Below are 22,783 nucleotides of genomic sequence, written 5' to 3' on the forward strand. Positions count from 1 at the left end.
GGATGGGCATATGTTGAAGGTTGCAATTGCAGAAGATGATTTCCGCGTAGCGCAAATTCAAGAGGAGTTTTTATCAAAAATAAAAGATGTAAAAGTGATTGGGAAAGCATTGAACGCAAAAGAAACGATGGAACTACTACAAAAGGAAGAAATCGATTTACTTCTATTAGATAATTATTTACCAGATGGAATTGGAACCGACTTATTACCGAAAATCCACGCTGATTTTCCAAACGTTGACGTAATTATGGTTACAGCGGCGAATGAAAACCATATGTTAGAAAAAGCAATTCGAAATGGCATAAGCAACTACCTTATAAAACCGGTCACGTTAGAAAAATTTATTCGCACCATTGAAGACTATAAGAGAAAGAAGCAATTATTACATAGTAACAATGAAGTAAATCAAGCATTAATCGATAACTTTTTCGGTACTTCGCAAACGCAAGATATGAAAAACTTGCCGACAGGAGTTGATCCACTAACACTGCAAAAAGTGAAAGGAATTATAAAAGGATTCGAAGAGGGAATTACAATAGAAGAAATGGGAGAACAAATGGGAGCTTCCAGAACAACCGCAAGAAGATATTTAGAATACTTAGTGGCGACAAACGAATGCACAGTAGAATACACATACGGCATTATCGGACGGCCAGAACGAAAGTATCGAATAGGAAGAGGATTATGAAAAAACGATTATTACTATGTATGTGGATCATGACAGGAGTAATAGCTGGTTGTTCCTCGGAAGAAACTCACACAAATAAAGTGAACATAGAAGAAGTAGAAATCGTTGCGCCGAACGTTCAAGGAGCGGGATGGGACTTAACAGCACGAGCGATGCAAAAAACGCTTGCCGAAGAGAAAATCTTCACAAAACCAATCAAAGTTACAAACAAAGTAGGAGGCAGCGGTGATGTCGGATGGAAATATACGAAACAAAAAGGCGGTCATGTACTTGCGATTAACTCAAGCTTACTCATAACGAATAACCTATTAGGCCACAGTAAACTAACATATAAAGACTTCACACCGCTCGCAACGCTAGCGTCAGACTGGGAGGTCGTTGTCGTATCAAAAGACTCAAATATAGAAAATGCAAAACAACTAATGGAACAACTAAAACAAGATAAGAAAAACTTCAAAATCGGCGTTGCCCCCGGCTTAGGAAACGACGATCACCTATCCTTCGTACAAGTAAGCAAAGCATTCGGCATAAACCCTGCCGAACTCGAATTCTTCGTCTACGAAAACAAAGAAAAAATCATAAACGCCCTAATGAACAAACAAATCAACGCCGCAACAATGACCCTATCCGAAGCCGAAAAACAATACAAAGCCGGCAAAATAAAAATACTAGCCGTATCCTCCGAAAAACGGCTAGAACGATTACCTGAAATTCCAACGTGGAAAGAACAAGGAATCGACGTCATATTCCAGCATTGGAAAGGTATTATGGGACCGAAAGATATGACGGAGGAAGAGGTGGCTTATTGGGATAGTATTATTAAGAAGATGGTTGAGAGTGATAGTTGGAAGGGGATTTTGAGGGAGAGGGGTTGGGAGAGTTTTTATAAGGATAGTGGGGAGACGAGGGGATTTTTGGAGGAGAAGAGTAGGGGGTATGGGGAATTGGTGGGTGGAGATGATTAATCTTAGTATTTGGTGTTTTCGTGTCAGCTCAAGGTGTAAATATGGTATAGAACATTTGGATAAAAGAGGAATATGATTGTTTATCCCGCATTAACGGGCAGTAAGACTCCCACCTCAAAATTCGGCGGGAGCAAAGAAGTTAGGTGGGAGATCCACTGCCCGTAAATGCCCGATTGGTTCAACTAATAATCAGTGGGGGATGAACAAAACCCCCACTGATTAAAGTTTCACTTTATGGGACATGATTTATCTATGGTAAGATACATTTCAAATTGAATCGATGATATATTGGGAGAAACAGTATATATGTCGTAAATAATACCGCGTTTCAAGTTATAATTCAGTTGTAACAAGTTCTTGAAAAATGGATTATCATTTTTATTAAGTTACATAAGCAATCTCTTCAAGACTTAGAAGTTTTTCGCGAAGTGCAGGCAAATAATAATAAGCGAATTGATATTTTAGCAATATTAGAAGCGCAAAAAATTGTGATTCGTATTGAAAATAAATATAAGTCATCAGAATCAGATGGATAATTACAGAATTACTTAAATTATATGAGGAGTATACTGTTACTTCTATATTTTTAAGTTTAGATGGTAGTGCCCCAGGCTTATCAACTTAAGAATTTTATAACATCCCCAAAACAAAAAGTGTATATTTTTTGTTTTGGGGTATTTGCTTTTCTTAACTTTATGGCGATGTGGTGCTAACCAATATAATAAATATTATTTTATAAAAATACTAATTATTCAATTATTATTCATATAATGTTAAAGGAAAGTTAACAAAATAAACAGAAAATTCATTCTTTCGCATGATAATATTAAGCCACATCGAGATGTTCCATAATAAATTATATGAAAAGGAGGAATCTATTTCTGGAAAATATGAAGTTGTAAACCTAGAAGAAATGAAAAAACATTTCTAAAGTAACGGGTATTATGACGATGATTCTTGGCAGTATTGCGGGTATTTCTTTAGTCGTGGGTGGTATTGGTGTTATGGATATCATGTTGGTATCTGTAACCGAACGTACATGTAAATGTGGCATCCGTAAGATTCTTGGGCAGCACGGAGTAAAATACTATTACAATTTTTAGTGGGGCTATTATCCAGAGTATTCCGATTGTTTATCTTTATATCAAGAAAGGAGATCTTTCGTGGATTTATTTCTTGTAGCAAGTAAGTTTAGAATTTCACAAGTTCTTGCAGGTGGTGTTGTTGCTGCAGTATTAAATGTAGGTACTTTAATTAGTGCAATTGGGGCAGTAACAGTTATTTTATCAGGTGGCATTGATGCTATCCTTGAAGTGGGCTGGGCTGCTTTCGTAGCAACAATCAAAGAACAAGCAGCAAAACGTGGTACTGCAGGCGCAGTTGCTTGGTAAGAAAGCATTAAAACTTAAAACAGTTAGGAATCTATGTCCTAACTGTTTTAGTTTTAAATAAGGAGATTGAATAAATGAAATTAGTAAGATTAATTAGTTTATATATCCTAAATTCTTATCAAAGAAAAGGTTATTTGCTAAAAAAGATTTTAAGGTTTAAAAGTATTAAAACATATATAATATTTAGTTTAGTCTTTGATACATGCTTCTCGCTATTTTTAGTGTATTTACTTTCTAGATTTTTACTACCAAGTTATGAAAATCTATTTGTTATCACAGTTTTAATTTTATCATGCTATCATGTTATAACTGTTGTCACAAAGTCTAAACAACAATTGGATAAAGAATATCTCATTTCCCACTTTATGTCTTATGTTAATGATAAGTATACCTTGATAAAAAAAGTAATACTTATTGACTGGATGATGGGATTATTTCATAGTTTAACAGCTCTTATTCCAATTTCTTTTTTTATTTTATTCGAAACAAAAGAATATTCTTATTTCCCATTGTTCATTCTTGTGCATATAACGTTATTTTCGTTAAACCTTTTATTCAAATCATCGGCTCAAAAGAAGTGGTTTAGTACAATCGTTCATATGGTTTTAAAAGGTGTTTTAGGTCTTATAACATATACAGGAGCATCCATATTTATTAATATCATTGCCATAACGAGACGTAATATTGATGTGTATGGTTATAAATTAACAGCTATATCGAATTTAAATAATCAGACTAACGATATTTTCATTCATTCAAGTATTTATGAATTTTACAAAAAGATGGAAGAGATATACAACAATTACATTCATTTTAATGGTGTAGTCATAGCGATAGGAATATTATTTGTTCTTAGTTTAATTGTCTTTAAGTATTCTAGAAACTTTAAAGATAGATATTTTAAAATTAAATGTATTGACGGTTTATATAAAGGGTTAAATAAAAATCATTATTATACATTTGCAGATTATTATACGCTAAAAAACATGTCTAATTCTTTTAAGAATAATCCATTAGATTTGTACTTAACAGGAGAGTTGGCTATGAGCATAGGAATTTCCTTAGCGATAGCTCAGTACGTTCATAATGAAATTCTTATTATGTTGATAATGTTTTTCCAATTACATTTAATCTTTAAGGGTGTAATTGGTACAACGAGTCATGTTTATTCCAAGGTTTTTAAATTTGAACAAGAGTGCTCTCTGCTTTCATTATTTCATTTACATGATATTAAGAAAGCAGATATTTTGTTCTCTAAATATGAACTTTTAAAAAGAACATCATCAATATATTTATTAATAAATATATCAATTTTTCTCATAGCAACTATATTTATTTCACTACAGCAAACACTGGCTTTATTAATAGTAGTGGTACCGTTTGGATTAATGAAAAATGAATATATTTTATATTCATTACGTACAAACTTTGATGTTTTTGCTATGCTGTCGTCAGAAAAAAATCCTCCTGAAATTAGCAAGTTGAACGAGTTTAACGGATATACATTAATTGCTACATCTAATAATATGTTATCTAGGCTTATTATGCAGTTTGTAGTGTTAGGATTTATATTGATCGGGGCGTTTAAACTTGTGAGTGGTATATCGTGGGTCTATATTTTATTTGTTGTTTGTTTAGCAATTTTTATACAAGTAATCATTAGTAATAGAGATTATAAATCGTTTAAATTGATTAAAAAAGCAATACTTAATCATAGAAGAAAAAAGGAGACATTATGACTTTCAAAGATAGATTTTTGATTTATAGAAAATTCTTTATTTCATCTTTGATTATTTATATATTGAGTTTTATTTTTGGGGCTTTCATATCGAACTTTTTAAAGTTTGATTTGTTGCCTCATGCAGAAGCTTTTGATGATTTACTTTACCATAACCTTATTTTGGGAATGAAATTAATGGTTTTTGGCTGGATTAGCTTAGGGGTTTTGAATACGATCTCTTTAGGGTATAACGGTATTTTCCTAGGAGCATTGACTTTCTCAATAATTAAGCATCATGGATTTACTCCGATTTTAACTGGAATATTACCACATGGTATCATTGAAATTTTTGCTTTTTTACTGTTTTCAACAATTGGATTTGAGTCATTACGGTATGTTGATTTTCTAAAAAAGAAAGCAAAGTGGGACAATACAATCACTTATCAAAAATCGTTTGAAAATTCAATTTTAATCATTGTTTTAGCCGTAATTTTATTACTCATAGCAGCATGGATAGAGACATATGTTTCTCATATATAAGATGGAGGTTATGAAATGAATATGGAAAAACTAATGATAAAGAATCTGAACTATGCATATGAAAATCAAGATGAATTGTTTAGTCAGGTTAATATTTGTTTAGAGAAAGGTAGCAAGGTTAGGTTATTTGGAGAGAATGGTTCTGGTAAAACCACTTTGCTTAAAATAATTGCTAATATAATAGAAGATGAAGAAACACTTTCATATGAATTAAACTATTTTGGTGAAAATGTAACTTTTTCTGATATTAGAGAAAATAGAGTTTTTATTGCTGATTCTTCTACATTTTATGAAGAACTAACTATGGAACAAAATATTCAATTTTATAATTTATTCTTTAATTATGGAGAAGATTTTTTAAAAAATGTTTATAAATTAAGTAAGAAGTTTAATGTTTATTCTTACTTAAAGCAACCCGTAAAAAATGTATCTCTAGGAACTAGGCAGAAGATATGGTTAGCAATTAATTTATCTACTCCAACAGAATTAGTATTATTAGATGAACCGTTTAACTCTTTAGATAAAGAAAGCAGAGGGATTTTATCAGATCTCATTAATGAAAGTACAGGCAGAACCTTTATTATCGTTTCTCATGAAAATAATGAAGGCGTGTTATTTTCCCATGAGTTAAATAGTAATAATTGGTCTGTTAGTCAATTAACTATGTGATAAAGGGTGAATGTATGTTAAGAAGAATCGTTTCTTTATTGTTCATTTTAGGATGTGTCATTTACTATATGAAAACTACACCAGCAGAGGATATTTCATTTTTAAAGTTATTATTGATTCCCTTAGTCCTGGTTATTGGATATTTTATTGATAAAAAATTAGGGGAAGAAAAATAAACTTTATTGATAAAGAGGCTCTGTTGCAAAGCTTTTTAACAGATAAAAAGCGAATTGTTCAATGATGAAGAATGTCAAAGTGTTATAAAACTGCTAACGGATATTGCTGAAGAAGGCATCCATATATAAAAGCGAATTGCCAAGTACAGAGGATGTACTTGACAATTGTTTTATATAAAGTGAAAGAGGGATAAATGTTATAATCAAGGTGTTTAGGGAGATGGAAATATGAAAGTAGAAACATATTCTTATAGATATGCAGAAGAAATATTGCAACACCCTCGTTTTGAATCTGTATATAACGAGTTAATAAAGGTTTGTCTTGATTGTCCTGTTCCAATATACAAAGGAAAATCGGAAAGCCAGCCAAAACTGGAAGTTATACAGCAGATAATGAATACTTATTTTCTTTTGAGATTCGAACAGCTTGATTGGGAAAAAGAGCCTCTAGCCACACCAGATACATCTGAGGATGCATTACGCTCTGATTTTCGAAAATGCTATGTTGATCCTGAAACAGGGGAGATTATTCTCAAAATACAAATTGAGGTTGAGTTTGGTAACGTTGCTTCAAGCTATCGCAACTATTTCAAATTTCAACTTAGTTTTTCTTATGATTTAGCGGATATATGTGTGTTAATTGTTCCTTCAAGTGAACTTTGTAAAAGAATTGATAGTGGGGTTTCAAATTATGAGAAAACAATAAGGGAGATCCCATCTGCAAAACTCTCTGTTACCGTTCCAACTCTAGTTATTGGACTTTTTGATGATGGTTCCACGGCGTGGAATGTAAAAGATATTACAGAAGATTTAAAAATTCTTAAAGGAGCAACAAAAGGTGCTTATGCTAAACATTGTGAGATAGTGGAAGGATACATAAATGGTTTAACAAATGTAAAAGGTTAGGTATAGCACTTATTTTATATGAATTGTAGTGTTTATTTTTATTGCTGGTGTTGTTTTGGAATGTATGTCGATTGTTTATGTTATTAGAAATTTAAAATTCAAATAATGTTGGAATGAAGGAATGAACATATAATAGGTCATAATAAACAACACTGTATTTGTTATATTGCCTATAATAATTACGAATTAGCTTGGCATAATGATTGATGAGAAGGAAAATTATAACACCCTTATTTATAATTTTCTATTTTTCTTTAGACGTACTATTTGTAAAGTCGTAACAAATCGATAAAAAGCAGATATCTTTAGGAGGAAAGTGATATCTGCTTTTTTTAATATGGATGGTGAATTCTTCACAAAGTAAATTGAATCCCTTATTATTTTTGGTCAATAATAATATTAGCTATGTAAGAATTGTTTAACCAATAACACTGCTTTGTAATTTGCTGACCATCAGGTAAAGTTACTTTATCAGCACCATTGCGAGCTTTTGGTCTAATATGCGCGACACCGTTGAAATTTATTTTTGGTAGGTTATTTGCTTCAACGACTTTATCCCCACGTTTTTTATATTTAATTTGAATACCCTCATTTATAACTTTATTAACTTCTTTCCATAGTTCATGTATTTCTTTTTCTATTGTAGGGGCAGGCATGTTCCAAAGTTTAATACCTTTAAAGTAGAGTTTACGGTTTGGGTTTTCTTTTTTTGTTTGGTTAAATTCGAAAATTACGAATAAAAACTTGGTTTGATAGAAGCGTTCTCGAATTTCGCTTTCTTCCCATGATTCATTTGTCCATTGATGAAAATCAATCGTTTCAAATGACATGCTTTGTTCTGGTTTTCCGTTTGGTTCTAAACGAATTGTTTTGAATTCTATATTCGCTTTCGCAAATTCTTCAATTTTATCGAGTCGAGTTCCTTTAATGCCAAGTAAAGAACTTACTAATAATGGAACAAAACTCTTGGTTGTAGGTTTGTAATCAATAGATAATTTTTGAGCGATTTCTTGATCAGTTAGGCCTATGTAATTCTCAAATTTTGAGTAAAGGATTTCTTCTAAAGATTTTCCTTTTAGTTCATTTTTTGTTGTAAAACTTACTAGTTCTTCGTTTAGGAGAAATCTGCGGACTAGTGCTGTCATATAAGAAGGCTTTAATGAAAAAGCTCTTTGCATTGCTTGAATTTCAGAACACGGTTGTGAGCGAAGTGAATTTTTATTGGATCCTTTTGTACAAGCCCCTAGATAGTTTGTATCACCTTCAGATAATTCATGTGCTTTGCCAGCACGAATTTTATTTACGATGATTTCCCAGTCTTGCTTAATTATTTCTAAATCAGCTTCAGGATAGGTGAACAGAAGACTTTTTGTAATGTGAAAATCTTTACGGTCTACGCCAGGTACCCATTCATAGAACATTAATAGGAGTTTCTCGTTTTTTTTCCAAAAGCTTGATGTCTCAAAGTGTGTATGAACTTCTTCCAGATAGTTGATAATATTTAAGACTAGTCGTTCTTTGGCTGATAATGAACCGTTTTTATTTTGTTTAAATGCAGTTACTTTGAGTTCAATACCAAGGTGTTTAAAGTCAGCTTCTGCGTTTGAATTGACTTCATATCCAAAAAAGCTTTCCTCGATTACTTGCCCTAGTCCACCTTTTGATTTAGCATTTGCAAGTCGGTTAGTCGAATCAATTTCACCAAATGTTTTTCCTTCAGCTTCATGTGCTTTTTTCATTAGTTCTTCTATTGTAGTATAGTCCATAATAATCTCCTTTCTGTATCCAGTGCTGCGTTGTATGATTTTAAACAATAAATATTAAAATTATGCTATAATTAAAAGCTGTTTCAATTTTATATAAGTAAAATTTATAAGAAGGAAAAGGTAGTTGTTACCACTAAAAAACAGTTATATTGGATCTTTTCAAGGTAATTTATTTCGTTTATAATATTGATATGGTAGCAAAGTATGCTCTTAATTGTTATAAGCTAAAAAAGGATGGTTCTTAAACTTTTGTAGATAACCTTTTCCGCACTTTTAATTATAAAGAAGCATAAGTAAATAAAACACCGAAAGGATGTTCGTGTATTTATGGTGAAAGTAGTAGAACTTTTTGCGGGAGTAGGAGGTTTTAGATTAGGACTAGAAGCAAACGAAAACTTTGAAGTTCTTTGGGGGAATCAGTGGGAACCCTCAACTAAAGCACAACATGCATTTAATTGTTATGCAACTCGCTTTGAAAATAAAGGAATACATGTAAATAGAGATATAGCTGAAGCTTGGCCGGAAGTACCTGAGCATGATTTATTAGTAGGGGGATTCCCTTGCCAAGACTATTCTGTTGCACGTACTTTATCAAATGAAAAAGGAATACAAGGGAAAAAAGGTGTTCTTTTTTGGGAGATAATGAACATAGTTAATTCTCGCAAGCCAAGGTTTGTTTTGCTAGAGAATGTAGATAGATTGTTGAAGTCACCAGCAAAGCAAAGAGGTCGTGACTTTTCTATTATGCTGGCGAGCTTTAGAGATGCAGGGTATGCAGTGGAATGGAGAGTTATTAACGCTGCGGATTATGGAAATTCACAAAGAAGACGAAGAGTATTTATTTTTGCGTACTTAAAAGAATCTTATTTCGCATCTGTTCAAAATGAAATGAAGTCGTTAGAAATATTATGTGAAAATGGATTCTTCGCTCCGATTTTTAATGTGCATGAAGCACCTGAAGAAAACAAAAAAAGAGGGCAATTTGAGTTGCCAATGGATATTATTGAGGTTTCTGATACATTTAAAGCTGAATACTATAATTCTGGCGTGATGATAGATAGACAAGTATATACTGAAGAAGTAGTCCCAGTAACTGAAAATCCAGAGACTTTAGGTGAGATTGTTCAGAAAGTATATAATAAATTTGGTCCTGCAGATGAATCATATTATTTGAAAATGGATAAGGTTAACAAAAAAGGCAGAACAGAATTTGAGGAACTTAAGTATCTTAAGGGTCCTAAAAAAGAGGAAAGAGTATCAAAGACGACAGGACATAAATATTTCTACTCTGAGGGAGGAATGGCTTTCCCTGATGATTTAGATAAGCCTGGACGTACAATGTTAACAAGTGAAGGAACATGTAATAGAAGCTCTCATGTAATTGAAGATCCTTATACAAAAAGGTTAAGATATTTAACGCCTGTCGAATGTGAGCTGTTAAATGGTTTCCCGATGGACTGGACAAATACTGGTATGCCACAAAGAAACAGATATTTTTGTATGGGGAATGCTTTAGTGGTTGATTTAGTGGAGCGAATGGGTGAGAGGATTTTAGAGATTAACAAAGAAGAAGAAAAGATGGATAGTATTGTGCAGTTGAGTTGGTTTTAATAAATAAAGAAGGAGTAGAGTGAATTCACTCTACTCCTTTTCTATTTATTGTTAAGAGTATATCTTACTTGATAGCGGATATTATAAGAGTATGAAATTATATAAAAGATTATAATTTATTTTTGAATTTAAAATCGGTGTTTACATATATTAGGATTAGTTGGTGGTAATCTTATAGTAGAGCACTGACAAAATAGAGGAGAGATAAATAATTCTACTAATAAATTATGGTTAGGTATTCTATATGTTGATATGTTTTTGTTATTATGCACTAAAATTTATAAGACATCCTTCTTTGTAATTAAAAGTATATTGAGTTTTATAGAGAGATAATGATTTCAAAAATAACCTTGAAATCACAGTCGGGTTCTAATTTGTGGATAAATATTTCTGCATCAGCGAATAATCTTATTAACTATATTTTTACAAATATATCTCGAAAAAATACTAGAATTACAAGGGGTATTATAAATAAATCTTATAATAAGTTAAATCCTCTTTATGAAGGTGATAATATATAATTATATTCTCATAGGAGGTTCACAATGGATTTTATAGTATACTCACATCGTCATGGTAAAAATAACCTTGAAACGGACTCGCAATTTACAAATACTTGGCTAGAAATTCAACAAGCTCTTTCTAATATTACAGATGAAATGATACTAGAACTGCATAGAGAAAAATATATTGAATCAAACAAAAGTTTATCAAAGGCAATTAACCAACTAATTAAAGAACAATTAGCTGCATTTAGATGGTCAAGTGAAAGTTATATTTTTAAGGATAACAGGTATAAAAATAAAGCATGGCGTTTAGATTTTGCTAAAGATAGTATTTCCGTAGAAGTTGCTTTCAATCATAGTGGAACAATTGCCTGGAATTTAATGAAACCAGTTATTGCAAGTGAATTAAACCATGTTGAAAAAGCTGTACAAACTAAAATAGGAATTATCATTTCCGCAACTAATGAATTAAGAGACTCCGGAGGCTTTGATTCTGCAATTGGAACATATGAAAAGTATATCGAGCACTTAGTTCCTTTAAATACTCAGTTAACTGTACCTTTAGTAATTGTTGGTTTGAAGAGGCCAGAAACATTCTATATTGAAACATATAAAAACAGTGAAGGTAAAACAAGAGGAAGAATTAAATACTATGATAATGCAGAATCGCTAATTTAGATGTAGTTATATCGGCAGTAGCGGTTTTTTATTTATAACGTGATAAAGGGTTTAGGGCATAGGGTATCTACCTTGAGTTATAAAAATAAGAAAGTTGATACACTATAAAGTTCACATTAATTTTTGTCTGTGAAGAAAATTTAATCTACCATGTGTACTGAACTTGCTGAAAGATATAGAGATGGAATAGTACTATAGACATTACATTTTATTAATCGTAATCTAGTATATTGAGTATAATTAGTTAGATTTTGATTGTATCAGATGTAATTGAAAGTTCAGTAAATCTAAGTAACAATAAAAATCACTTCCTTTCTAGTTTGAAATTAGTGAGGAAGTAATTTTTATTGTATCATGTGTCTATCCGCAATCACTATGTTTTATTACTTTATAAAACTTTGAAAATCCAGTAGTATTAAACGATTATAATCTCTCCTGGCCTCAAACCAGTATCCTTCACACTGTTAAGGTTTCCGATAGCGATACGATAACACCATTCGAGCAATTAAGCATAAAATCATTTGTTCAATCAACGCCAAAATATACCGTTCCTATTTTGTTACTAAGCATTATAGCATCAGTACCGCAAAACTAAAATATTATTCATGATACCTCTTTTTTATCTTGTTCGAATGATATGCTTTTAACAACTTCTATAGCCTTAATAAGTTGGAAGAGCTTTAAAGTATCCACTTTAGTTAATGAATGATAGAGAGGATGTGTCTGGACATGGAACAAAACATTATAACAAGGAATTCAAGAAAAAGGTAGGTGGGTCTTTTCAAAGCTATATAAATGCACCGTTCTAATCACATAGATTCGCAAATATACTAAGATATTCAAAACCTTAAAATGATTTTTCTCACAAAGGTATGTCACGAACAAATGCCTCCCATAATATAACATACTAAGGTGGTGGAAATTTTGTTTTGGAGACATAAAAAAAAGTTACCTTTGTCTTGTTGTGTACCTGAAGATTCAAGTTTAAGGAATAAGAAAGGTGTAGAGATACTAAAGGCCTCTTCAATCACGTTTACACATCGTATTCCCCCTGCAACATATGGAATTGCTATTTTTGATGGGGGGAAATTCAAAAATATCCCTTGAGAAGGGATATTTTTTGTTGATGAAATTAATATATTATGACAAAATGATAATAGGTAAATTATGGTTTGGGGGAGTTTGGATAGTGGGATTATGGTTTAAGGAACAAAAAAAAATTATTATTAGCACATTGGGTTTTATTACACTACAGCTGGTGGCGATTACAATTCAAGAAGCGTATGTTGTGGCTGATTTTTTATGGAAGCCATTTGCTGCAATTCATAATTGGAAGTTACCGATTAATAGCGATCCCAATTTTAAATTATTGGCTCTTCTGAAATTTGACACAATTCTTGCTCTATATGCCTTATTTATTGGAGCAGCTTTATTAATAGCTAAATCATTAAAGAACAGCCAATCACAACTATATTCATTTGAAGAGGAACTGTCAGCGGCCTTAGAGGCTGTTGACAATGGTTCGCTTACCCCAGATGCTGTTAATGGGGAGGTTAAGCGACTATTTACTCGAATAAAAAAAGGTGTTTCGAATATCGTGAATATAGATGATAATAAAGTTCGGGCGGTTGTAGCGTACCAAGACAATGTTACAGCAAGTCAAGTTTTTTCTAAAATGACATGGGGAAATTCAATTACCTCACAGCAAGAAAAATGGGATGAGGCCGCTATGCGGGTACTTCTCGCAGGGGGGAAATCTCATGTATTTTGGCCGCATCCAAAATCTACAATGCCCGATGGAGATGCTGAAGCGTACCTATTGGTTCGAAATGTAGGGGAAGAGTACCGCTTGGGCATTCTTTTTGTTTTTAATGTGCCAGTAACAATCTCAGAAGACAAATGGAATCGATTGATGCTGGAAATGGCACCAATCACACTATTAGGACACGTGGACAAAGTTCGGAATATTGTAGTAAACTATGCATAGGGAGGGATATTCAATGTTATTTTCTTTTTTCATTTCAATAAGAAGAATAAGATAGGCTCTCATTCACCAGTGATTGTTAAAGAAGTCACATTAGCTGATAACAAGGCACCTAGGAAAGCAAAATTTGGAGCTGCAGTAATTAGTGAACATGTTGAATTTAAAACGGCAGATGGCTTAAATGCTAACGAAGTGTTCAATGCAAAGAAAGTTAAAGAACATTTCTGATAATGGAAGGCGCCAAAATAGAATTTTGTTTTGTATGTAGCTGTCCTTACTGATGAAGGAATAACATTCTACTAGCTGAATAAGTTCGGGGAAGTGGTGGATATTTATACTTAGCTGATTTATTTTGTTCGGTTATAATTCCACATTGCAAAAAAAGCTGTTCTTTTTAGTGTGGTTTTATGTTGTATTGTAGATAATAAATATATATGATTAACTATTTATTTTTTAAATGATTCACATCTCAGTGGGTCATTTTTTTATGTTAGAATTCAATGGAAGGTAGTCTCCATCCTAAACAGGACAATATTTTTACATGAAGACAAACATATATTCAGTTAAATATTTATCTATTCGAGTTCTCTGGCATGACAGCGGGGGAATGGAACAGTATGCCAAAATCCTGTAAAGAATAGTAATAAGTTTCTTTTACATTGATATAGAAGAAAAAAGAAATGGAGGCCCCCCCATGCCAACCTACAACAAACTAATCCGAAACAAAATCCCACAAATAATAAAAAACAACGGAAAAACACCCACAACAAGAATCCTAAACGAAGACGAATACATAAAAGAAATCTGCAAGAAAACAGAAGAAGAACTAACCGAATACCTAGAAGCAACGACAAAAGAACATAAACTAGAAGAACTATCCGACCTACTAGAACTAATAAACGCCCTAGCCGAACACGAAGGCACAACACTAGAAGAAATCAATAACATCCGTAAAAAGAAAGCAGAAGAACGAGGTGGCTTTTCTGATCGAGTCTTCCTAATCGAAGTAACCGATAACTAGCCCCTCATAAGCCCCTTACAAGCCCCTACCAAGTAATAAATCACTAAGAAAAAACAAAACAAAAACAACTACAAGAACCAAGCATCGTAGTAGTAGTAAAAAAATTTGAAATAACACGCCAAAAACCCATTCTTCCTTCCTATATATAGTACAAAGAGGCAAAATTCAAACTTACGATGAGGAATGGGAGGAATACATATGGCGGTGTATCGTAATGTGCAGGTGAATTTTTGGCAGGATGATTTTGTTTTGGATTTGACGCCGGAGGAGCGGTATTTTTATGTTTACTTATTAACTTGTTCGAAGACGACGCAGTGCGGGATTTTTCCTTTTCCGAAGCGGTTAGCTGAGATGGAGACGGGTTATAACAGGGAGACTGTTGATAAGTTGGTGCAGCGTTTTATTGATTATGGAAAGATTCTTTATGATGCGGAGACGAAGGAGCTTTTTGTTTTAAATTGGCTTCGTTATAATCCTGTGACGAATACGAATGTGGAGAAGTGTGTGCTTCGTGAGCTGAAGGGTGTGAAGAATAAGGAGTTTGTACATATGTTTCTTCAGAAGTGTGTGGAGGAGGAGCTGAATGTTCCGATGCTTTTAGCACATTTCGGTATGCCTGGTGATTTAGCTGTGGATGATGTTGATCCAGTTTGCGAGGAGGCAGTGGAAGAAGAGGTTATGGAGGAAGAAACGGGAAGTAAGGTATTCACGTTTTATGAGCAACATTTCGGTAGTTTGTCTCCTTATGCGGTAGAGGAATTGAATGTGTGGATGGTTGATTTGTCAGAGGAACTGGTGCTGAAGGCTCTTCAAATTGCGTATGAGAATAATAAGCGAACGGTTGCTTATGTGAAGGGGATTTTGAGGGGATGGCACGGGAAGGGATTTACGAAAGTGTCTGAGGTTGAAGCGGATACGGCGAATTTTCGGAAGAAGGAGTCGTCTGTTAGTACTGGGGAGACGGAGAATTTTTTGGCGAAGTGTGAGGAGTGGGAGAAGAATGCGCTGTCTGAGGAAGAGTTGCAGAGGTTCTTGAAGGAAAAAGGGTGGCGCCCATGAGTATTCAAAATGTGGAGGCGGAAAAGACGGTATTAGGCTCTTTATTGCTTGAGGGAGAGCTTATTAAAGAGTGCCGTTTGACGGAGCATCATTTTTCTACGACTGTGCATCAGGCAATATTCAGGTTAATACGGAAAATTGAGGAAGAGGGGCAACCAATTGATCTGGTGACGCTCGTTTCTCGAATAGATCCCACCTTTTTGAAGGAGATTGGCGGGATAGAGTATTTTACGAATTTAATTGAATGTGTTCCTACAACTGCCAATTTCTCTTATTATGAAGGGCTTGTTCGAGGTGCATGGAAAATGTATCACGCGGGCGTTCTCGGGCACAAAATGGGAGAGCGACTTCTCGCGGAGAAGGATGAGAAAATAATTGGTGAGACGATTACGGCACTTTGTGAATTAGAAGAAAAGGATTGTACGCGTGATTTTAATTTAAAGGATGTTTTAGTTGATTTGTATGAAGAGCTTCATCAAGATACGGATGAGATTACAGGGATTGAGACTGGATATAAAGCGTTAAATAAGATGACGTGCGGTTTGCAAGATGGTGATTTTGTCGTAATTGGCGCACGCCCTTCTATGGGAAAAACAGCGTTTGCTTTAAATATCGCTTTGCATGCGGCGAAATCAGGCGCGGCAGTTGGGATGTTTTCTTTAGAAATGAGCAGTAAGCAATTATTGAAAAGGATGGCTTCTTGCGCAGGAGATGTGTCAGGGGGAAGGCTGAAAAATCCGAAGCATCGTTTTACAATAGAAGATTGGGAAAAAGTGAGTAAGGCGTTTGCGGAAATTGGTGATTTACCACTTGAGATTTATGATAAGGCTGGAATCACAATGCAGGAAATTTGGATGCAAGCTCGTAAGTTAAAGCGGAAGCATGGAGATAAAAAACTTTTAGTCATTGTTGATTATTTACAGCTCATTACAGGAGATTCAAAGTATAGGGGCAACCGATTTCAAGAAATTAGTGAGATTTCACGTAAGCTGAAGTTATTAGCGCGTGATTTGAATGTATGTGTAGTAGCGTTGTCGCAATTGTCTCGCGCGGTAGAGTCACGTCAAGATAAGCGTCCGCTTTTATCTGATTTAAGGGAGACAGGACAGATTGAGCAAGATGCGGATGTCATTATGCTTATGTATCGTGAAGATTATTATGATAAGGAAACAGAGCAGAAAGAGATAACGGAGATCCATGTGGCGAAGCACCGGAATGGGCCTGTTGGTAGTTTGAAATTGAGATTTTTGAAGGAGATTGGGCGGTTTGTGGAGAGGGTGAATTAGTGGAGGGAGAAGTTTGTGTTTTGAAGAACGGAGTAGAAGCGGCTTTAATTATGAAAGGAAAAGAGAAAGGGAAGATTATTCGTTTCATAATTGTAGAAAATACAGATCTTAAGACGGAAAAAGGGATTGGACTTGGTGATACGAAACAAGATTTCATCAATATTCTATAACAGTAGTATTAATTTCATTAAAATATCTCTTTTTTTGTATGTTATTTTCATTTTCTTTGGCGGTTCTGGTGCAAAGATAAAATAAAGCACTTCATTCATTTATAATATTGCTAATGTTTATCTCTGTTCCTGTCCTGTTTACACATCGCTAAACAAATGGATTAGGTTGTTACAAGACAAAGGGAGTCCATTCTACTGGATTCCCTTTATTATTTCTTCTTTCATATCAACATGAATGTTTAACAAATCGTATTACTTAAAAATCTTTCGCAAAATTTTAATTTTGTTCCTATACGGTGGAAATACAAACCCTAAATCTATCCTTGAGCTTTTCTTTAAAATGCTTTTACGATGTGTAAAAGCATCAAAACTATGTTTCCCATGATAGGCGCCGAATCCTGCATTTCCTACTCCGCCAAAAGGTAAGTGGATATTAGCCATATGTGACATTGTATCGTTGACGCATCCTCCTCCAAAAGAAATTCGTTCTAATACCTGCTTTTCAACATTTTTATTTTCAGTAAACACATACAAAGCTAACGGTTTGGGATGGGTGTTAACCGTATGAATGACTTCATCCAAATCATTGTAATCCATAATTGGTAAAATCGGTCCGAAAATTTCTTCTTTCATAGCTGCATCATCCCATGATTTTACTTCAAGAAGTGTTGGTTCAATATATAAATGGCTTCTAGATGAATTTCCACCAAATACTATATAATTTTTGTCTTGCTCTAATATAGAGATAAGTCTATCGAATTGTCTCTCATTAATAATTCGACCGTAATCATTGCTTTTTAATACATCTGGTCCATAAAAGTTTGTAATGATTTCTTTCATTTTCGAAATCAATTTTATCTTGATAGATTTGTGGGCAATAACATAATCAGGTGCAATACAGGATTGGCCAGCATTTATGAATTTTCCCCAGATAATGCGCTTGGCTGCTATATCGAGGTTAGCAGTTTCATCGACAATAGCAGGTCCTTTTCCACCAAGTTCTAATGTTACTGGTACAAGGTTTTTCGCCGCAGCTTCCATGACAATTTTTCCAACTTGAACGCTACCAGTAAAAAAGATATGGTCAAAAGGTGCATGAATCAATAAAGAAGTTATTTCCCTGCCTCCTTCAATTACACGAATGTATTGCTTATCAAATGTTTCACTTATTATTTTGTTAAATACAGCTGAAACATTTGGTGCATTTTCTGAAGGCTTGAGAACTACACAATTTCCTGCTGCAATTGCCCCAATGAGAGGTTCAATTAATGATTGGAATGGATAATTAAAAGGTCCAATAATTAGCACGGTACCATATGGCTCTTTTATTATGTAGCTTTTGGATGGGGCAAAATGAATAGGTGTTTTTACTTTTTGAGGTTTCATCCACTGTTTTAGGTATTTCATTATAAAATTGATACTGTTAAATGAGAAACCAACTTCTGCAGCGTATGCTTCAAACTCGCTTTTGTGTAAATCTTGATATAATGCGCTTAGCACTTGACTTTCATATTTTTGAATAGAATTTTTTAGCTTTTCTAACTGTTTAAGCCGAAATTGAAGACTTCTTGTATGATCATGATGGAAAAATTGTCTATGTTCTTGAATAAGTTGTTGTATATCATCAACCATTAGGAAATCCCTCCAATAGCAAGAAAATATTCACATGCCATGTCCATCAATTGTATAGAGTATTTCATCCATATATCCTATGTACAAAATGCGTCAATTACTCCTCAATAAAAAGAAGCGAGAACTAAGTGAATATAAAGCAACCTAAATTATTAAGGATTACTATTTATATTTCAATTTCTTACATAAAAATGAGCGAAAGCCCCATCGCTATGAGAAGAAAACAGTCTTTGATATTATTCAAAACGATGTTTTATTCCTTCAAGTAAAACATTCTAAGTGAGTTTTGATTAAACTTTTTTCAAAATGGAGTCTATTTGTTTGCTAAAAAATAGGGGGGCAGCATTTTTAATTAAACTTTACTCTAAACTAACATCAGCAACAGGAAATAAAATTCCTGTCGCTGAATAAAAGGCATAGCACAATATGCTTCAGTCACCTGAATATTACTCTGAGGGACAGATATTCACTTAGAAGTACACTTAGATTAAGAGAATAATACAAACGAATTCTCTCAATGTGGATGTGTAGGTATTTATCCCGCTATTTGCGGGCAGTAAGACTCCCACCTTAAAATTCGGCGAATGCGAGGAAGTTAGGTGGGAGATAACTGCCCGTAAAAGTCCGATTGGTTCAATTAATAATCAGTGGGGGATGAACAAAACCCCCACTGATTAAAGTTTCACTTTATTTGGATCGGCAGAAGGAAGGTAAAGTTTTGATTGATGCAACTTTGATATTAATGTTTAATCAATGGTCTTCAATAATGGGGCGCTATTCTTTTATAGAGAAAGCGTCTTTTTCTGGTATTTCCATTGTTCTCATAGTTAAGTAATAGGAACTGGTATATCACAAGGTTTTCTTTATCACGCAATTTATAAGTGGAGACTTGAAGGAACGCAGAGGTGGCAAATTTCTGTGTTTTTACTTTGCGGTCTATGGCAGCAATCCTGTTACTACCCCTATTGAGGGAGCTAAATGAATAGATTTTGCTACTGCGGATTCCGAGTTTAAGAATCGAAAACCATGAGTGATTTCAATAGCAGCTGTCTCCATGGGAGGAAAGACTTCAATAACGATGTGGGAAACTAAGACATCAATGTTGTAGTCATTATTTTTAGGGGAAAACAGTCTAGAGTTCCCTTTTTTGTAGGAAGCTTGAGCATTCAACCCACTGATAAAGGGAAACCCAAAGGGCATACTAAGATTATATTTAAATTGGGAGGATATAAATTTGAGTACAATAGAAAATGCATTATCTATCTTCGCCTTAGGCGGCTTGAATGAAATCGGGAAAAATATGTATGCAATCGAATATTCAAACGACATCGTGATTATCGACTGTGGCAATAAGTTTCCAGATGAAAGTTTTTTAGGAATTGATTTGATTATCCCTGATATAGCCTACTTAGTAGAAAATAAAGATAAAGTCAGGGCTTTAATTGTCACACATGGGCATGAAGATCATATCGGGGGGATCCCGTTCTTCTTAAAAAAATTGAATGTACCTGTTTATGCCACACGCTTCACACTAGGATTAATTGAAATCAAATTAAAAGAACATAAACTTCTAGGAGAAAGTGAACTTATTGAAATCAACTCAAACTCAAACTTGATAATCGGAGAAATGAGTGTAAGCTTTTTCAAAGTGACCCATAGTATTCCTGATTGCTTGGGAATAGTCTTTCACACACCAGAGGGTAATATTGTACATACGGGCGACTTCAAGTTCGATTTAACCCCTGCGAATAATGAGAATTCGGATATTCATAAAATGGCTGAAATTGGAAAAGGAGGAGTCTTGCTTCTATTGTCTGAGAGTACCAATGCAGAACGTCCTGGCCTGACCCCATCGGAACAAATGGTAGGTGAACATGTGGAAGCAACTTTCATGAAAGCCGAACGCAAAGTTATTCTTTCTACCTTTGCTTCAAATATTAGTCGCGTTCAGCAAGTCGTGAATGCAGCGCAAAAAACAAATCGAAAAATTGCGTTGCTTGGACGAAGTATGGTTAATGTCGTAGCGGTTGCTATGGAACGTGGGTATTTAACAGTTCCAGATGGAATGTTAATTGACCCACATGAAATCAATGAAATGGCTCCTGAAAGTGTGGCCATTTTATGCACGGGCAGTCAAGGAGAACCAATGGCTGCTCTTGCTCGCCTGTCCACTGGAAACTATCGCGGTGTCGACATTTTACCTGGAGATACGGTTATATTTGCAGCAGGTCCAATACCCGGGAATGAACGAAATATCACGAGTATCGTAGACAACTTATTTGCACTTGGAGCCAAAGTGATTTATGGATCAGGAAGTACATCCGGAATGCATGTTTCTGGCCATGGTTATCAAGAAGATTTAAAACTAATGCTTACATTAATGAAACCAAAATATTTTATTCCCATTCACGGTGAATTTAGAATGTTACACCATCACCGTTTGTTAGGTGAATCCGTTGGAGTAGAGCAAGGAAACACGTTTATCATCAATAATGGCGATGTCGTCGATATTGAACATACCATTGCCCGTCAGACCCGGAAAATACCGGTTGGGAATACCTATGTAGACGGGGGAGATGTTGATAATATTGGGGAAATTGTGTTACGAGACCGCAAACAACTTTCAGAGGATGGGATGCTCATGATTGTTTTAACTATGAGCAAAGCGGAAGGAATACTGATTTCTGACCCCGATACCATTTCTCGTGGATTTGTGGATAGAGATTTCTCGGAACTCCGAAGAGACGTTAATCGACTTACTATAAAAACTGTTAACGAGCTACAAGAAGCAAATAGAAACCAATGGAATGTAATGAAAAAACAAATAAAAAAATCAATACGACAATATGTATATACACATACTAAGAAAAAGCCAATGATTGTTCCTATACTTATTGAAATTTAAATGGAAGAAAGTCGTTGAACGTTCTGAAAATGCTCAACGTAATTTAAGACAGGTATTGAATGCAATTTCCGAAAAAGAGCTTGAGCAAAATTCACTTGAGGAGAAATTACAGGACATCATGCTTCATGATGCTTATCATACAGGCCAAATTATTCAATTAAGGAAAATACAAGGGGTCATGGCCATCAAATCGTTGACTGAACGTTCTAGTTATTCCATTAAAGGGTGCTTTAATGGAGGAATGATCACAAAAATTATCAAACTTTTTTATAAAAGGATGATTCAATTGAATATCGAAAAAGCGTGTTTAGATCAAAATTTGCAAGAAGAAGTACAGCGGGAGTTAGAGAAGTTAAAAGAGAATAAATAGTATGTAAAAAAGCCCATTTCATATGGGTTTTTTGTTGGGAAAATTATTCTTTTTCAAACTGAAAAATATCTCGATTAATGAGTTGATGGAAATGTTGATCCATTTCTGCCGCAGGAACTTTTCTTTCATTTTGAAACCACCATGCGCTTAATGATGTGATTACCCCTGAATAAAATTCAATGATTAAATCATTTGGTATCGTATGATTTTTGCAAAGGCGATTTAACGCTTCCGTTTCCTGTTTTCTTGTTTCGTGACTTAAAAAATGTGTACGGCTAATAAATTGTTCATCAGACATTTGTGCCTCTAATATTTTACCGATTTCTTCATGTTGAAGGAATTGTTCCATCACTTGAAACGGTTTACTTAATCGGTCTAAAAGCGGTATTTCAGCGACCATCTTGCCATATCGTTTAAATCCAAATGCTAATAAAGCATCTTTATCTTCAAAATGTTTATAAAAGGTTGTTCGGTGTACCATCGCGCGATCACAAATTTGGTTAATGGTGATGGAACTATATTTCTGTTTTGATTGTGTCATTAATTCAAATAAAGAATCAGTAATTTATGTGTACGTCTAATGCGTAAATCAAGTTGTTTTTCATTATCGTTCATCTACAATTCTCCTTTTTTGTAGATTAAATATACAATGGCTGAAAATTGATTCTCCCTTTTTAATCTACATATGTATATTATATTACATGTGTTCCAGTGTATATAAAGCTTTTTGAGTAAAAAAC

General features: G+C 34.1%; 19 protein-coding genes and 5 pseudogenes. 21 read left to right on the forward strand and 3 right to left on the reverse strand.

What is annotated here, in order from left to right; genetic code table 11:
• Nucleotides 1–10 precede the first annotated feature (10 nt).
• From DJ93_RS17535 to DJ93_RS17565, 10 genes and pseudogenes are all read left to right on the forward strand, one after another.
• A complete protein-coding gene (locus DJ93_RS17535; protein WP_042982225.1) occupies nucleotides 11–688 on the forward strand; it encodes a response regulator in 678 nt (225 codons plus the stop codon).
• A complete protein-coding gene (locus DJ93_RS17540; RefSeq protein WP_042982226.1) occupies nucleotides 685–1,653 on the forward strand; it encodes a tripartite tricarboxylate transporter substrate binding protein in 969 nt (322 codons plus the stop codon). Before DJ93_RS17535 ends, DJ93_RS17540 begins: the two co-directional genes overlap by 4 nt.
• A gap of 377 nt (nucleotides 1,654–2,030) precedes the next feature.
• A pseudogene (locus DJ93_RS30800) lies at nucleotides 2,031–2,263 on the forward strand (PD-(D/E)XK nuclease family protein); the annotation flags it as partial.
• Between the two features lie 270 nt (nucleotides 2,264–2,533).
• A pseudogene (locus tag DJ93_RS30805) lies at nucleotides 2,534–2,758 on the forward strand (macrolide ABC transporter permease); the annotation flags it as partial.
• 58 nt (nucleotides 2,759–2,816) lie between these two features.
• Nucleotides 2,817–3,044 carry an uberolysin/carnocyclin family circular bacteriocin gene (locus DJ93_RS17545; protein WP_042982227.1) on the forward strand — a complete coding sequence of 76 codons (228 nt, stop codon included), beginning with the start codon at nucleotides 2,817–2,819 and terminating at the stop codon, nucleotides 3,042–3,044.
• Nucleotides 3,045–3,118: 74 nt separating this feature from the next.
• Nucleotides 3,119–4,783 carry a hypothetical protein gene (locus DJ93_RS17550; RefSeq protein ID WP_052109567.1) on the forward strand — a complete coding sequence of 555 codons (1,665 nt, stop codon included), beginning with the start codon at nucleotides 3,119–3,121 and terminating at the stop codon, nucleotides 4,781–4,783.
• Nucleotides 4,780–5,304 (forward strand): stage II sporulation protein M, encoded by a 525-nt coding sequence (locus DJ93_RS17555; protein ID WP_042982228.1) that lies wholly within the window; start codon nucleotides 4,780–4,782, stop codon nucleotides 5,302–5,304. The genes DJ93_RS17550 and DJ93_RS17555 overlap by 4 nt, the downstream gene beginning before the upstream one ends.
• A gap of 15 nt (nucleotides 5,305–5,319) precedes the next feature.
• Nucleotides 5,320–5,973: an ABC transporter ATP-binding protein gene (locus DJ93_RS17560; RefSeq protein ID WP_241484289.1), complete on the forward strand. Its 654-nt coding sequence runs from the start codon at nucleotides 5,320–5,322 to the stop codon at nucleotides 5,971–5,973.
• 14 nt (nucleotides 5,974–5,987) lie between these two features.
• Entirely contained in the window at nucleotides 5,988–6,149 is a 162-nt protein-coding gene (locus DJ93_RS33240) for a hypothetical protein (RefSeq protein ID WP_181969234.1), read from the forward strand.
• Between the two features lie 228 nt (nucleotides 6,150–6,377).
• Nucleotides 6,378–7,055 (forward strand): BglII/BstYI family type II restriction endonuclease, encoded by a 678-nt coding sequence (locus tag DJ93_RS17565; protein WP_042982229.1) that lies wholly within the window; start codon nucleotides 6,378–6,380, stop codon nucleotides 7,053–7,055.
• Between the two features lie 377 nt (nucleotides 7,056–7,432).
• Here the strand turns inward: DJ93_RS17565 and DJ93_RS17570 are convergent, their stop codons facing one another.
• Nucleotides 7,433–8,821 (reverse strand): Sau3AI family type II restriction endonuclease, encoded by a 1,389-nt coding sequence (locus DJ93_RS17570; protein WP_042982230.1) that lies wholly within the window; start codon nucleotides 8,819–8,821, stop codon nucleotides 7,433–7,435.
• A 327-nt stretch (nucleotides 8,822–9,148) separates the two neighbouring features.
• Here DJ93_RS17570 and dcm point away from each other — a divergent pair, with 327 nt between their 5' ends.
• The 7 genes from dcm (at nucleotide 9,149) to DJ93_RS33245 (ending at nucleotide 17,136) form a co-directional block, all read left to right on the forward strand.
• Nucleotides 9,149–10,432, forward strand: coding sequence for a DNA (cytosine-5-)-methyltransferase (gene dcm / locus DJ93_RS17575; RefSeq protein WP_042982231.1), 1,284 nt, complete (start codon nucleotides 9,149–9,151; stop codon nucleotides 10,430–10,432).
• A 545-nt stretch (nucleotides 10,433–10,977) separates the two neighbouring features.
• Complete coding sequence (locus tag DJ93_RS17580; protein ID WP_042982234.1) at nucleotides 10,978–11,616, forward strand: BglII/BstYI family type II restriction endonuclease; 639 nt, start codon at nucleotides 10,978–10,980, stop codon at nucleotides 11,614–11,616.
• Nucleotides 11,617–12,736: 1,120 nt separating this feature from the next.
• Nucleotides 12,737–13,603: a hypothetical protein gene (locus tag DJ93_RS17590; protein ID WP_042982237.1), complete on the forward strand. Its 867-nt coding sequence runs from the start codon at nucleotides 12,737–12,739 to the stop codon at nucleotides 13,601–13,603.
• A gap of 691 nt (nucleotides 13,604–14,294) precedes the next feature.
• A complete protein-coding gene (locus DJ93_RS17595; protein ID WP_042982238.1) occupies nucleotides 14,295–14,621 on the forward strand; it encodes a nucleoside triphosphate pyrophosphohydrolase in 327 nt (108 codons plus the stop codon).
• Between the two features lie 198 nt (nucleotides 14,622–14,819).
• A complete protein-coding gene (locus DJ93_RS17600; RefSeq protein ID WP_042982240.1) occupies nucleotides 14,820–15,680 on the forward strand; it encodes a DnaD domain-containing protein in 861 nt (286 codons plus the stop codon).
• Nucleotides 15,677–16,966 (forward strand): replicative DNA helicase, encoded by a 1,290-nt coding sequence (gene dnaB, locus DJ93_RS17605; protein ID WP_042982241.1) that lies wholly within the window; start codon nucleotides 15,677–15,679, stop codon nucleotides 16,964–16,966. Before DJ93_RS17600 ends, dnaB begins: the two co-directional genes overlap by 4 nt.
• Nucleotides 16,967–16,986: 20 nt before the next feature.
• On the forward strand, nucleotides 16,987–17,136 hold the full coding sequence (locus tag DJ93_RS33245; RefSeq protein ID WP_181969233.1) for a hypothetical protein: 150 nt from the start codon (nucleotides 16,987–16,989) through the stop codon (nucleotides 17,134–17,136).
• Nucleotides 17,137–17,388: 252 nt separating this feature from the next.
• On the opposite strand, the gene DJ93_RS17610 is transcribed toward DJ93_RS33245, so the two are convergent.
• Nucleotides 17,389–18,768, reverse strand: a complete 1,380-nt coding sequence (locus tag DJ93_RS17610) for an aldehyde dehydrogenase (RefSeq protein ID WP_042982243.1) — start codon at nucleotides 18,766–18,768, stop codon at nucleotides 17,389–17,391.
• Nucleotides 18,769–18,847: 79 nt separating this feature from the next.
• On the opposite strand from DJ93_RS17610, the pseudogene DJ93_RS30810 reads away from it, so the two are divergent.
• The 4 genes and pseudogenes from DJ93_RS30810 to DJ93_RS34420 all read left to right on the forward strand — a co-directional run.
• A pseudogene (locus DJ93_RS30810) lies at nucleotides 18,848–19,051 on the forward strand (hypothetical protein); the annotation flags it as partial.
• A gap of 951 nt (nucleotides 19,052–20,002) precedes the next feature.
• Nucleotides 20,003–21,673: a ribonuclease J gene (locus DJ93_RS17615; protein WP_042982244.1), complete on the forward strand. Its 1,671-nt coding sequence runs from the start codon at nucleotides 20,003–20,005 to the stop codon at nucleotides 21,671–21,673.
• Nucleotides 21,672–21,870: pseudogene (locus DJ93_RS17620) on the forward strand (DinB family protein); the annotation flags it as partial. The gene DJ93_RS17615 and the pseudogene DJ93_RS17620, both read left to right, overlap by 2 nt.
• A gap of 44 nt (nucleotides 21,871–21,914) precedes the next feature.
• On the forward strand, nucleotides 21,915–22,043 hold the full coding sequence (locus DJ93_RS34420; protein ID WP_277620669.1) for a hypothetical protein: 129 nt from the start codon (nucleotides 21,915–21,917) through the stop codon (nucleotides 22,041–22,043).
• 43 nt (nucleotides 22,044–22,086) lie between these two features.
• Here DJ93_RS34420 and DJ93_RS17625 read toward each other — a convergent pair.
• Nucleotides 22,087–22,658 (reverse strand): annotated as a pseudogene (locus DJ93_RS17625) (TetR/AcrR family transcriptional regulator).
• Between the last annotated feature and the right edge of the window lie 125 nt (nucleotides 22,659–22,783).

This window comes from Bacillus clarus, assembly GCF_000746925.1.
GTDB classification, from domain to species: Bacteria; Bacillota; Bacilli; order Bacillales; family Bacillaceae_G; genus Bacillus_A; species Bacillus_A clarus.